Genomic DNA, 13,527 nt, shown 5'->3' on the forward strand with positions numbered 1-13,527 from the left:
ACTGCGTAACCGATTTCAACTGCTCAATCGCAAGACGCCCGGATATTCAAAATCATCCGAAATGCACGATAGGATCATCGGTACTTACATCGAACGCGAGTACTACGTTTGATGCTACATCAACTCATTGAATACACGACCATGAGAAGAGGTGTCTGGATTTTGCGTAACCGTCGTAACCCGTTGTTGCTGCTCGCCGTTTGTCAGGTAGCAGTGCTTTTTACCGTGGTGCTACCGACGCAAAAGAGAACGATAATGATTATTATCAATAGCGGGAATGATAGGCGTAACAAGACCCCTCTCGCAAGAGTTTTAATCCCAAAAAACACAACGCCCCGGCACAGATCGCGTCGGTGCGTTGTTCATCAGCGTAAACGACGTGGTTACTGACCAAACATCTCTTTGATCCAATCAGCGACACCGCTGTCGTTTTGCTGTGCGGGCGCTTGTTGCTGCTGTTGTGCGCTCTGGCACAGCGCTTGCGTGTTTTCCGTCCACACCGGCAATGCCCGGCCTGCGCTGCCATTACAGATAAACTGGCCGCCACTATCGACAGTCATAGTTGCGATGCCTTCCGGCGGTGTCAGCATCAGCGCCAGCGGCGTCTGGTTTTCCAGATAGCGGCGATACAGCGTTAACGCACCGTTGGCACCGGTCAGTTTTGCAGGACCGTTGTTATCGCGCCCTACCCAGGTGATCGCCACTTCTTTGCCATCAACACCGGCAAACCAGCTGTCGCGCAGATCGTTGGTGGTCCCGGTTTTCGCCGCCAGATGGTAATTGGGGAACTTCACCGCCAATGAGCGTGAAGTTCCGCGCTCAACCACCTGCTGCATGCCATACAGCGTCAAGTACGCCGCCTGAGCAGGCACCGCGCGTTCAGCCTGCGGGAAGCTTTGATACAGTACGCTACCGTCTTCCGCGATCACCGAACGCAGCGCAGACAACGGCGCGCGATTACCGCCGCTGGCGATGGTTTGATACTCCTGCGCCACTTCCATCGGTGTCAGGCTGATGGACCCCAGCAGCATGGCAGGCACCGGTTGGATCACCTCTTTCGGGATACCCAAACGTTGCAGCGTATTGCTGATCTGCTCCAGCCCAACCGTCATCCCCAAATTGACCGTCGGCACGTTCAGCGAGTTGGCTAATGCATCCACCAACATCACGCGTCCACCGAACTGGCGATCGTAGTTGTTCGGCTGCCACACCTGCCCGTTCGGCTGCCTGAGCGAGAGTGGTTCATCCGCCAACCAGGTATTGAGACGGAAGGTGTCAGGCTGACTCAATGCGGTCAGGTAGGTCGGCGGTTTTGCCAGTGAACCCACAGGACGACGCGCCTGCATGGCACGGTTAAAACCGGCGTATTGAGTTTGAGCACCACCCACCATGGCGCGAATTTCACCACTAAAACGATCGACAACCACCATGGCAGATTCCAGATCGCTAACGTTGCGTACCGCACGCAGCGCAGGAATCCCCTCTTCCACCGCTTTTTCAGCCGCATCCTGCGACACCGGATCCAGCGTGGTGAAAATCTTCACGCCGGAAAGATCTTTTACCTTATCCCCCAGTCGCTGCTGCAACTCCTGACGCACCAGTTGCATAAAGGCAGGTTGTGGTGTGATCACGCCTCCTTTCGGCTGCACCCCTAACGGGCGGGCGCTCAGCATGTTGTAGAGATCTTCATCAATAATCTGCTGGTTTTGCAGCAAACGCAGCACCAGATTACGGCGTTCTAATGTCAGTTGCGGATTACGCCACGGGTTATACAGCGAAGCGCCTTTTACCATACCGACCAACAATGCCTGCTGATCGAGACTCAGTTCATTAACCGGACGACCGAAGTAATAAATGCTGGCAAGCGGGAAACCACGAATCTGATCGTTGCCGCTCTGGCCGAGATACACTTCGTTCAGGTACAGCTCAAGAATGCGATCTTTGCTGTAGCGGTAATCCATGATCAACGCCATGTAGGCTTCGTTCGCTTTACGCCACAAGGAGCGTTCATTGGTAAGAAACAGGTTTTTCACCAACTGCTGCGTCAGGGTACTCCCGCCCTGCACCGCGCGGCCAGCCGTGATGTTCGCCAGAAAAGCACGGCCAATAGACAGGAAGCTGATGCCGTCATGCTGGTAAAAATGGCGGTCTTCAGTCGCGACCAGCGTATCAACCAGTAAATCCGGGAAACCAGAGCGCTGCACGAACAGCCGCTGCTCCCCGTTAGGGGATTGCATCATGGTGATCAGGCGCGGATCGAGACGAAAGAAACCAAAGTTACGTTGGTTCTCCAGGTTTTGGATCTGAGCCAGATGATCGTTGGTAAAGATCAGTCGGGCATTGATCTGCCCTTCCTTACCATCGGGGAAATCGAACGGGCGACGAAATATATCAATGGTATTACCACGCACACTGAATTCGCCCGGCCGGGTGATACGCGATACCTGACGGTATTGCATCCCTTCCAGCAGGTTTATCATCTCTTTCTGGCTGCAGGACATGCCCGGTTCGAGGTTCACCATGCGCCCATAAACAGCCGCAGGCAGCTGCCACACTTTGCCTTCGATTCGGCTGCGAATCTGGCTGTCAAGATAGACGCCATACAGCGCAAGCACCATGGCGAAGACCAGCGACAGCTTAATGAACAACCCAAGCCAGCGTCTTTTTTTACGCGGTTTTTTGCTCATCTCCTCCTCATCGTCGTACTCATCGTACTCTTCGTCTTCTTCATCAATGTCATCCTGATAGACGTCATCCTCTTCTTCATAGTCATCCCTTCGACTACGACGCCGGGTCGCCTGAGCGCGCTGCGGTTTTCGTCCTGACGCTCTTCCTTTGCGTCCGATAGGTTCACGATCGTCCTGTGACATTGCGGTTACTTCTCCGTCAGGTTAATGACAATAACAGCACCACTATAGACGTAGGCGCTGACTGTCGTCGCTTACTCTGTTGTTCCGCCCGGTTTCAGAAAAGCAGAACCGTCTGAAATACGTTGCAATAACGTATCAGGGCGTCTGGTATTTCTTCGTGCGCCGCGTCGGCGCAGTATTGGCAGGATCGTCCGGCCATACGTGTTTGGGATAACGCCCTTTCATCTCTTTTTGCACCTCACGGTACGCGCCTTGCCAGAAGGCTGCCAGATCGCGCGTGATCTGCAAAGGTCGATGCGCCGGAGAGAGCAGTTCCAACACCACGGCAACGCGCCCTTCTGCCACCGTGGAGTTCTGCCGCTCACCAAACATCTCCTGCATACGCACCGCGAGCGCCGGCGGCTGATCGTGATGATAGCGCAACGGCAGATGGCTGCCGCCCGGTGCGGTGTAATGGCGCGGCAGAGCGCTTTCCAGCCGCTGTCGCAGCGGCCAATCCAATAGGCGCAGCAACGCATCGTAAAGGTCAATCTGTCGCAGTGTACGCACATCACGCACGCCGTGCAGCGACGGCAACAACCAAGTATCCAACTTTGCCAGCAGAGCCTCATCGTCCATGGCGGGCCAGTCGCCCTCGGCGAGCCAACGCTGCGTGCAAGCCACGCGTATCCGCAGTTGTTCCGCGTCGTTTTGCCAGTTGAGCGCAGCCAGACCCTGCTCGCGCACCCAGTTGAGCAGCGCCTGCTGCATCGCCTCATCAGAGGGTTTATTCAGCGGCTGGTAACGCAACGTCAGGCAGCCAATGCACTCACGTCGACTGACGCGCAGGGTACCTTTTTCTTCATCCCAGTGCACGATGTTCTGTTCTGATACCAGGTCAGTGCGCTGCGCGATAAGCGCATCAATATCAACGGGCAGCGCCAGCGTAATGCGCGCATCAGCGCTCTGCCCCCCCCCTCGGCCAACATCAGTGTCGGTGCAATCAGCCACTCCTGCGCCGCTAACGGCTCGTCCAACGGCAAGCGTGCGCCCAGCCCGCTTGCCAACTGATAACTGCCATCGGCACTGCGCCGTTGGGCAATGCGATCGGGATAGGCAAACGCCAGCAGCGCGGGCAATGCGGCAAAGTGCTGCGGTTCGCGCCAGTTCGCCGATTTTCCCACCAGACGCGTCATCAACTGCGTGGCACGCTGCCGCCAGGAGGGAGAAGGCCGTGCAAGTAAACGCTCAATGTCCAGCGGTCCCATACGCGGCGGTTCTTCTAACAGCGCCGCCAACAGACAGGCGGTGGCCTGCGTTTGCGCATCCTGCTGTGCGGTGCTGTGCAACATAGCCGCCAAACGAGGCTCGATGCCCAGTCGGGCGATATGGCGTCCACGGGTCGTAAGCCTCCCGGCATTGTCGGTTACCTGCAATTGCGTCAGCAAACGACGTGCAGCATCAAGAGCTGGCGTCGGCGGGGCATCCGGCCAGGTGAGCGACTCAGCCGAAGTGCAGCCCCATTGCAACAGTTCAAGCCAGACGCTGCTCAAATCGCTGTTTAACATTTCCGGGCTGCTTTGTGCGGCGGCACGCTCCGCCCGATCTTTTGCGCACAGGTGCACGCACAAGCCCGCTTCCAGTCGTCCGGCGCGCCCCGCCCGTTGCGTCATCGATGCATGACTGATGCGCTGCGTCACTAAGCGCGTCAGCCCGCTTTTCGCATCAAAACGGGCAACGCGCTCCAGTCCACTATCGACCACCAGCCGAATACCTTCAATTGTCATGCTGGTTTCTGCAATATTGGTGGACAACACCACTTTACGCCGCCCCGGCGCGGCAGGGAGAATCGCTTTCTGCTGGTCGGCCAGCGTCAATGCGCCATACAGTGGGCAGAGGTCCACATCGCTGGTAAGCGTCTCTTGCAGCGTGGCTTCAACCCGTTTGATCTCCGCCACGCCGGGCAAAAACACCAACGCCGATCCGGGCTGTTCCGTCAGCAAACGGCGAATCTGCCGGGCAATGCCCTCTTCCAACCGTTCCTGATTGCCCAACGGCTGATAGTTGCGATCCACTGGAAAAGCCCGCCCCTGTGACACCACCGTCTCCGCCATCGGTAATAACGCAGCCAAACGCGCGTTATCCAGCGTGGCGGACATAATGAGCAGAGCCAGATCCTCGCGCATTCCTTGCTGAACATCGAGCAGCAGCGCCAATGCCAAATCCGCCTGCAAGCTGCGCTCGTGAAATTCATCCAGAATCACCAGCGACACGCCCGTCAGTTCGGCATCTCGTTGCAGCATGCGTGTCAGTCCCCCTTCAGTGACCACTTCGATGCTCCTCTGGGGGCCGACGCGCGTTTCAGCGCGCATGCGGTAACCGATGGTGCCACCCGGCGTTTCACCCAGTTGTTCTGCCAGGCTCCACGCCACGTTTTTGGCCGCTAACCGACGCGGCTCAAGTAAAATGATCCGGCCAGAGAACCCGCCCATTTCCAGCAATTTTAGCGGCAGCCAGGTGGATTTTCCCACCCCGGTGGGTGCGTGAAATAAAACCTGAGGCGCGCTTCCTAACGCGTCAATGACCTCATTCAGCACGACGCTGACCGGCGGTAAACTCACAGCATTCTCCTCGACAATAGCGTCTTCCTGGCGCAACGCATGTTCACACAAAATAGGGCATTGAGCGAAAGCGGTGGTTGTCGCCTTCGAATCGGCATTGTAGCATCCTCGGTTATCCGCGTAGAGAGAGAGTCATGTTAAGCACGCGCCGCCTGTTTTTTGCCTTGTCCTTGCACGATGCACTGGCGCAAACGCTGGTTCAGTGGCGTGCCCAGCACTTTGCCCCAGATGCGGGACACCCGGTCGCTGCTGCCAATATGCATATGACGCTGGCCTTTTTGGGTGAAGTGAGCGAGCAAAAAGAGCGCGCCCTTCTGCTGCTGGCCGACAGAATCCGTCAGCCCGCTTTTCAGTTGCATCTTAACGACGTAGGCCAGTGGCCGCGCCCGGGCGTGGTGTGGCTGGGCTGCCGTCAGGCACCGCGCTGCTTGCTGCAATTGGCCACGCTGCTGCGATCACAAGCGGCGCGCAGCGGTTGCTACCAAAGCCCGCAACCCTTTCACCCGCATATCACATTGTTGCGCGGTGCCACGCGCCCCGTGGCGCTTCCCCCCGCCAATTTTGACTGGACGTTGTCGGCCGAGCGCTTTGCACTGTATGAATCTCGCTGGGAACAGGGAAAAACCCGCTACCAACAGGTCGCGGAATGGCCGTTGTCCCACCATAACGCAGGATAACACGATGAACTTTACGCCGCCGCTCAAACCGGCACGGTTGATTAAGCGTTACAAACGCTTCCTTGCCGATGTGGTTACGCCCGAAGGAGAAACCTTTACGCTGCACTGTGCCAACACCGGTGCGATGACTGGGTGCGCCACGCCGGGTGATACAGTGTGGTACTCCACCTCAGATAACCCCAAGCGTAAATACGCGCACAGTTGGGAACTTACAGAAACCGCGCAGGGGCATTGGATTTGTGTCAATACGCTGCGCGCCAATCATCTGGTGTATGAAGCGCTGCTGGCGCAACGCATTCCTGAGTTGGCCAGCTGCCGCCAAATCACCCCCGAAGTGAAATACGGCACGGAGAACAGCCGCATTGACATGCTGTTACAGGCACCGGGGCAGATTAACTGCTATATTGAGGTGAAGTCAGTTACATTATTGCAACAAACGCCGTTGCATATGTCGCCTCACCAGGGATTTTTTCCCGATGCCGTGACGCAGCGCGGACAAAAACACCTGCGCGAATTGATGCAGGTGGCTGAAAACGGCGAACGTGCAGTGCTGTTTTTCGCGGTGCTGCACTCTGGCATCGCCGAAGTTGCGCCTGCACAGCACATCGATGCCCGTTATGCAGAATTATTTTGCGAAGCGCGGCAAAAGGGGGTTGAAATTTTTTGCTATGCCACCACGTTATGCCCTGACGGTATTACGCTCACGTACCCGTTGCCGTTAACCGTAACGCGATAAAGGCGGTAGGTGCCTTTACCTGTTGTTTATTATCGGATGTGACGACGAGGTTCCTGGCACCTTATCAGGCCTGTGACAGGAATTATTGCCAACCCCAGTTCCATCTGCTATTTATAGCGTCCTGTTTTTCTCCCCCCTTAGGGATCGATAGTGCGTGTCGTGTTATGTAGGAGAAGCAACATGCAAGAAGAGCAAAACCGTAAGACATCTTCTCTGAGCATTCTCGCAATTGCCGGAGTGGAGCCGTACCAGGAAAAGCCGGGCGAAGATTACATGAACGACGCCCAATTGGCTCATTTCAAGCGTATTCTTGAAGCATGGCGCAATCAACTCAGGGATGAAGTGGATCGCACTGTTTCCCATATGCGCGATGAAGCAGCCAACTTCCCGGATCCGGTCGATCGCGCCGCACAGGAAGAAGAGTTCAGTCTGGAACTGCGTAACCGCGATCGGGAACGCAAGTTGATCAAAAAGATTTCCAAAACACTACAGAAAATCGAAGACGAGGACTTCGGCTACTGTGATTCTTGTGGTGTTGAAATTGGTATCCGTCGCCTGGAAGCGCGTCCTACCGCCGATTTATGCATTGACTGCAAAACGCTGGCGGAAATCCGCGAGAAACAGATGGCGGGATAATCCCACAGTAGGGCGGAAAAGCTGTTCCGCTTTACGTTTTTGCCGTAGCGTCATCTCCCGGCACCGAATGCGGGAGTGACGTGCGGGCATTGTTCACCCGTATGCCTGACAATCATCGTTATACCGGCCGTTTTGCCCCATCGCCTTCCGGCGATCTTCATTTTGCTTCCCTGATCGCAGCATTAGGCAGCTACCTACCGGCACGCACCCATCGTGGCCGCTGGCTGGTGCGCATTGAAGACATCGATCCGCCGCGCGAAGTTGCTGGTGCGGCAAGCCGCATTCTTTCACAGCTGGAACACTACGGTTTGCTGTGGGATGGCCCAGTGCTTTATCAGTCCCAACGGCATGCGCGTTATCTGGACGTGCTGGCCACACTGAAAGCGCGCCACCAGTGCTACTACTGCGATTGCACGTGCAAACGCATTCATTCACTGGGCGGGCAGTATGATGGCCATTGCCGTACGCGCCAACTGGGCCCTACTCACGCCGCCCTTCGTTTGCGCCAAGACAACCCGGTGTTGCACTTTCACGACAGGTTGCGCGGAGAGCTATATGCCGATCCGGCGCTGGCACAGGAAGATTTTATCATTCACCGCCGCGATGGATTATTCGCCTATAATCTTGCCGTTGTGGTGGATGACCACGATCAAGGGGTAACGGAAATCGTGCGCGGCGCAGACCTGATCGCACCCACCGTCCGGCAGATCGCGCTCTATCAACAGCTAGGTTATCCGGTACCGGATTGCATCCATTTACCGCTTGCTCTCAACGCGCAGGGAAATAAGCTTTCCAAGCAGAACCACGCACCAGCGCTACCGGATGGCGATCCGCGCCCGGTACTGTTAAGCGCGGTGCGCTTTCTTAATCAGCCGGTGCCGGAGCAGTGGCAGGACATGGCGTTGCCGCGCCTTTTACAGTGTGCCATTAGCCATTGGTCGCTCGCATCAATTCCGTTAATCGGGGTGGCTGAGGCAACATCGGCATTCTCAAAGGTGGCGCGGTGAGCTATGATTAGCCGCTATTTTTTGTTGTACCGTTATTTTTTCATCACTATCGAGGTGTACCATCTTTACCCGAGTCGCTAATTTCTGTCGCAAGGTACTCAGCCGCGACAATGACGTGGCCACCGCGGAGCCCGTGCGTCAGGCTATGACCGTGATTCCGCGCGACCAGCATAACCTTTCGCGCAGTGATATCAGCGAAAATGCGCTGAAGGTACTCTATCGCCTGAACAAATCGGGCTATGAAGCTTATCTGGTTGGCGGCGGCGTAAGAGATCTGCTGCTGGGGAAAAAGCCAAAAGATTTTGATATCACCACCAATGCGACGCCGGAGCAGGTACGTAAACTATTTCGCAATTGCCGCTTGGTTGGCCGCCGTTTCCGCCTCGCTCACGTGATGTTTGGCCCTGAAGTGATCGAAGTCGCGACCTTTCGCGGCCATCACGAGCAACATCAGGAGCAGCAGCTAAAAACCACTTCGCAGCAGGCACAGAACGGCATGCTGTTACGCGATAATATTTTTGGCAGCATTGAAGAAGATGCGCAACGCCGCGATTTTTCCATTAACAGCCTCTATTACAGCGTCGCCGATTTCAGCGTGCGTGATTACACCGGCGGATTAAACGATCTGCGTCAGGGCGTGATCAGGTTGATTGGCGATCCCGAAACACGGTATCGGGAAGATCCGGTACGCATGCTGCGCGCCGTGCGCTTCGCAGCCAAACTGAACATGACCATCAGCACGGAAACCGCCGAGCCGATTCCACGTCTGGCGACATTGCTGCACGATATCCCCGCCGCACGCCTGTTTGAGGAATCTCTGAAGCTGTTGCAAGCGGGCTACGGTTACCCGACGTACCGTTTGCTGTGCGAATACCAACTGTTTCAGCCGATATTCCCGCTGATCAGCCGCCACTTCACGCCTAACAGCGATAGCCATTTGGAAAAAATGGTGGCGCTGGTGTTAAAGAACACCGACCAGAGGTTGCAAAATGACATGCGCGTTAATCCGGCGTTTCTGTTTGCCGCCATGCTGTGGTACCCGTTGATCGAGCATGCGCAGAAACTGGCACAGGAGAGTGGATTAACCTACTTCGACTCCTTCGCCCTTGCCATGAACGACATTTTGGACGAACAGTGCCGTTCTCTTGCCATTCCCAAACGTATCACCTCGTTAGTGCGTGATATCTGGCAGTTGCAGTTGCGCCTGTCACGGCGTCAGGGCAAACGCGCCTACAAGCTGATGGAGCATCCGAAATTCCGCGCTGCCTACGATTTGTTGTGCCTGCGTGCCGAAATTGAGCGTCAGCCAGAGCTGCAACGTCTCTCTCAATGGTGGTGTGAATTCCAGGTCGCCACGCTGCCGCGCCAGCAAGCCATGCTCAGCACGCTGGATGATGGCACTACGCCACATCGACACTCCCGACGCCGTAAGCCGAGTGCGCCGCGCAGAGAAAGAACCTAGTGACACGCGTTTATCTGGCGCTGGGTAGCAACCTGGCGCATCCGCTACAACAGGTTAACTCCGCGCTGGCCGCGCTGGACAACGTGCCGCACACCCGCGTGCAGTGCTGCTCACCGTTTTATCGCAGCCGTCCATTGGGCCCGCAAGATCAACCCGATTATCTCAATGCGGTGGTGGCATTGGACACCATGCTCGCGCCGGAAATTCTGCTAGACCACACCCGAGCCATTGAACAGCAGCATGGCCGCGAGCGCAAAGCGCACCGCTGGGGGCCGCGCACGATGGATCTGGATATTCTGCTGTATGGCAATGAAACCCTGCACACCGCGCGTTTAACCGTTCCTCACTACGACATGAAAAACCGGGAATTCATGCTGTATCCGCTGGCCGATATCGCCCCGGATTTGCACTTTCCTGACGGTGAAGCACTGGCTTTGCGCCTGTCCGCCGTGCCACGCAATGGCATGACGCTGTGGGAGGAGCAAGGCTGATATCACCCAGGTCGCATTTCACCCCTTCAACGGCTATGCCTTAAGGCAGGCTTCCTTTAAGATGCTCTCCTGACTTTTTCGATTCTAGGAGGCTGCCAATGAAACCGACAACCCTAACCTACCTACGCAAGTGTAAGCAGGATAAGCGTAAATTCGCGACCATTACCGCCTATGACGCCAGTTTTGCCCGCTTATTCTACGACAATGGCATTCGCGTGATGCTGGTGGGGGATTCGCTGGGCATGACGTTACAAGGCCATAATTCCACGCTGCCAGTGACCGTCAGTGACATTACCTATCACACCCGCTGTGTACGGCGCGGTGCCCCGCTGAGCCTGCTTCTTGCTGACCTGCCGTTTATGGCTTATACCACGCCAGAGCAAACGTTTACGAATGCGTCGGAAGTGATGCGCGCCGGTGCCAACATGGTTAAACTGGAAGGCGGCCAATGGCTTGCCCCCACGGTGAAGATGCTGACCGAGCGCGCGGTACCCGTGTGCGGCCATCTGGGATTGACGCCGCAATCGGTGAATATTTTCGGTGGCTACAAAGCTCAGGGACGCGATGAGGCTGCAGCGACGCAATTACTGGATGATGCGTTAGCGTTGGAGGCTGCGGGAGCCCAACTGCTGGTGCTGGAATGCGTGCCGGTTCCGCTGGCACAGCGTGTCACCGAGGCATTTTCGATCCCGGTTATCGGCATTGGCTCAGGTAACGTCACCGATGGCCAAATTCTGGTGATGCACGATGCGTTCGGCATCACCGGCGAGAACACACCCAAATTTGCTAAAAACTTTTTAGCACACAGCGCCGACATCCCCGCCGCCGCGCGTCTTTATGTGCAGGAAGTTGAGCAGGGACTTTACCCTGCCGAGGAACATTCGTTCCGTTAAGCTAAACCCTTTACCACAGCAAGTATTAATAAAAATGATGAGTACAAAGGAGCAAGACCGTGTTGATTCTTGAAACCCCTTTGCTATTACGCCGTGAGATTCGCCGCTGGCGTCAAGAGGGGAAACGCATTGCATTGGTGCCTACCATGGGCAATCTGCATGACGGACACATGACGCTGGTAGACGAGGCGCGGGCACGCGCTGATATTGTTATCGTTTCCATTTTCGTCAACCCGATGCAGTTTGATAACCCCGATGATCTGAAACGTTATCCACGCACCTTGCAAGAGGATTGCGAAAAGTTAACCCGCCGTAACGTGGATCTGGTATTTGCACCGTCACCAGAGACAGTCTATCCGCATGGACTGGGCCAGCAAACGTTTGTCGAGGTGCCGGGGTTGTCTGCCATGCTGGAAGGCGCCAGCCGTCCGGGCCATTTTCGCGGTGTGGCAACCATTGTCAGCAAGTTGTTTAACATGGTACAACCCGATATCGCCTGCTTTGGTGAAAAGGATTACCAGCAGTTAGCGCTGATTCGCCAAATGGTGCGCGACATGGGCTACGACATTGATATCGTCGGAGTGCCGATTGTCCGTGCACCGGACGGGCTGGCACTCAGCTCGCGCAACGGCTATATTAGCCCGGAAGAGCGCCAGTCTGCGCCCGCGCTAAAACGCATCATGGATCAGATGGTAGATAAACTCAGCAACGGCGATCGCCAGCTTGAGGAAATAGTAACCAGTGCCGCAGAAGCGTTACGCGAAGCCGGGTTCACGCCCGATGAGCTCTACATTCGCGATGCGGATACACTGCAAGAACTGACCGTGACCAGCACGCGCGCGGTGGTATTTATGGCAGCCTGGCTGGGTAAGGCCCGCTTGATTGATAATCAGCAGGTCGCTCTGGTCGATTGACTGGCATGACAGACAGTAACAGAGGTAACCGACAGTGATACGCACCATGCTACAAGGTAAGCTGCACCGTGTAAAAGTCACCCAGGCAGATCTCCACTATGAAGGTTCTTGCGCCATCGATCAGGATTTCATGGATGCAGCGGGCATTCTGGAATACGAAGCCATCGATATCTACAACGTGGATAACGGGGCGCGTTTCTCTACCTATGCCATTGCGGCAGAAAGAGGATCACGCATTATTTCTGTCAATGGGGCGGCGGCACGCTGCGCCTGCGTCGGCGACAAACTGATCATCTGCTCCTATGTACAGATGTCAGACGAAGAAGCGCGCACGCATCACCCGAAAGTCGCCTATTTCTCCGGTGATAACGTGATGTCGCGCTAGGCGAAGGCGATTCCGGTTCAGGTCGTCTAAAAGCAACGGTGCCATAATGGCCCCGTTTTTCTCTCAACTTCGCAGGCCGCGCCCGCGTTCGATCAGCCACCACGCCAGCACGTAAAACACCAGAATAAACACCAGCAACACCGCCATGGTGAAAGCCAGCGGTACATCCTAAATGCCGAGAAAGCCGTAGCGGAAACCGCTTATCATGTACACCACGGGATTGAAGCTTGGACACCGCTTGCCAGAATGGCGGCAGCAGCGTCAGCGAATAAAACACGCCGCCAAGGTAGGTTAACGGCGTCAGCACAAACGTCGGGATAAGGCTGATGTCATCAAAGGTTTTGGCAAATAGCACATTCAGCAATCCGGTCAGCGAGAACAGTACCGCCGTCAGCAGTAGCGTAGCCACCACCACCACCCACCAAGCATGCACGTGCAGCGGAACAAAAAACAGCGACACCACAGTAACCAACACACCGACACGCACACCACGGGCTACCCCGCCCCCCACGTAACCGGCAATAATGATGTGTGTCGGAAAGGGCGCCACCAGCAACTCTTCAACATTGCGCTGAAATTTAGCGCTGAAGAAAGACGCTGCGACGTTAGCATAGGCGTTGGTGATCACCAACATCATGATGAGCCTAGGTACGATAAACTGCATGTAGTCGAAACCGTGCATTTCACCGATACGGGAGCCAATCAGACTACCGAAGAGGCTTTGTTGAATAAATAGATATTATGCTGCGTAGCCATAAAGGCTGCGGATTCCCTTGACGTAAAATCAGTATGTTAAATCCAGAGCGTGGTGATGCATCCCGGAGCGATCAGCATTTTAATCCAAAACAGGCGTGTC

Annotated in this window: 11 protein-coding genes and 2 pseudogenes; 10 read left to right on the top strand and 3 right to left on the bottom strand. The window is 55.8% G+C overall.

The features are described 5' to 3' along the window. The coding region (locus tag QZ506_RS17250) for an IS1 family transposase (protein WP_291972050.1) at positions 1-112 on the top strand (112 nt) is incomplete at its 5' end. A gap of 271 nt (positions 113-383) precedes the next feature. On the opposite strand, the gene mrcB is transcribed toward QZ506_RS17250, so the two are convergent. Both mrcB and hrpB read right to left on the bottom strand, forming a co-directional pair. Continuing rightward, positions 384-2,870: a bifunctional glycosyl transferase/transpeptidase gene (gene mrcB, locus QZ506_RS17255; protein WP_291972880.1), complete on the bottom strand. Its 2,487-nt coding sequence runs from the start codon at positions 2,868-2,870 to the stop codon at positions 384-386. Positions 2,871-3,005: 135 nt separating this feature from the next. Further along, positions 3,006-5,470 (bottom strand): annotated as a pseudogene (gene hrpB, locus QZ506_RS17260) (ATP-dependent helicase HrpB). 134 nt (positions 5,471-5,604) lie between these two features. Here hrpB and thpR point away from each other — a divergent pair. From thpR to panD, 9 genes are all read left to right on the top strand, one after another. Next, entirely contained in the window at positions 5,605-6,147 is a 543-nt protein-coding gene (gene thpR, locus QZ506_RS17265; RefSeq protein ID WP_291972881.1) for an RNA 2',3'-cyclic phosphodiesterase, read from the top strand. Between the two features lie 4 nt (positions 6,148-6,151). Further along, a complete protein-coding gene (gene sfsA / locus QZ506_RS17270) occupies positions 6,152-6,883 on the top strand; it encodes a DNA/RNA nuclease SfsA (RefSeq protein WP_291972882.1) in 732 nt (243 codons plus the stop codon). Positions 6,884-7,063: 180 nt separating this feature from the next. Then, entirely contained in the window at positions 7,064-7,519 is a 456-nt protein-coding gene (gene dksA, locus QZ506_RS17275; protein ID WP_291972883.1) for an RNA polymerase-binding protein DksA, read from the top strand. A 101-nt stretch (positions 7,520-7,620) separates the two neighbouring features. After that, entirely contained in the window at positions 7,621-8,526 is a 906-nt protein-coding gene (gluQRS, locus tag QZ506_RS17280; RefSeq protein ID WP_291972884.1) for a tRNA glutamyl-Q(34) synthetase GluQRS, read from the top strand. A 61-nt stretch (positions 8,527-8,587) separates the two neighbouring features. Beyond that, a complete protein-coding gene (pcnB, locus tag QZ506_RS17285; protein WP_291972889.1) occupies positions 8,588-9,988 on the top strand; it encodes a polynucleotide adenylyltransferase PcnB in 1,401 nt (466 codons plus the stop codon). Beyond that, positions 9,988-10,479: a 2-amino-4-hydroxy-6-hydroxymethyldihydropteridine diphosphokinase gene (gene folK, locus QZ506_RS17290; protein ID WP_291972885.1), complete on the top strand. Its 492-nt coding sequence runs from the start codon at positions 9,988-9,990 to the stop codon at positions 10,477-10,479. The genes pcnB and folK overlap by 1 nt, the downstream gene beginning before the upstream one ends. A 98-nt stretch (positions 10,480-10,577) precedes the next feature. Further along, positions 10,578-11,372 (top strand): 3-methyl-2-oxobutanoate hydroxymethyltransferase, encoded by a 795-nt coding sequence (gene panB, locus QZ506_RS17295; protein WP_291972886.1) that lies wholly within the window; start codon positions 10,578-10,580, stop codon positions 11,370-11,372. A gap of 59 nt (positions 11,373-11,431) precedes the next feature. Continuing rightward, entirely contained in the window at positions 11,432-12,286 is an 855-nt protein-coding gene (gene panC, locus QZ506_RS17300; protein WP_291972887.1) for a pantoate--beta-alanine ligase, read from the top strand. 34 nt (positions 12,287-12,320) lie between these two features. Further along, positions 12,321-12,671, top strand: coding sequence for an aspartate 1-decarboxylase (gene panD, locus QZ506_RS17305; RefSeq protein ID WP_291972888.1), 351 nt, complete (start codon positions 12,321-12,323; stop codon positions 12,669-12,671). A 63-nt stretch (positions 12,672-12,734) separates the two neighbouring features. Here panD and QZ506_RS17310 read toward each other — a convergent pair. After that, positions 12,735-13,389: pseudogene (locus tag QZ506_RS17310) on the bottom strand (ABC transporter permease); the annotation flags it as partial. Between the last annotated feature and the right edge of the window lie 138 nt (positions 13,390-13,527).

The organism is Candidatus Symbiopectobacterium sp. (assembly GCF_020054415.1).
Classification (GTDB): domain Bacteria; phylum Pseudomonadota; class Gammaproteobacteria; order Enterobacterales; family Enterobacteriaceae; genus Symbiopectobacterium.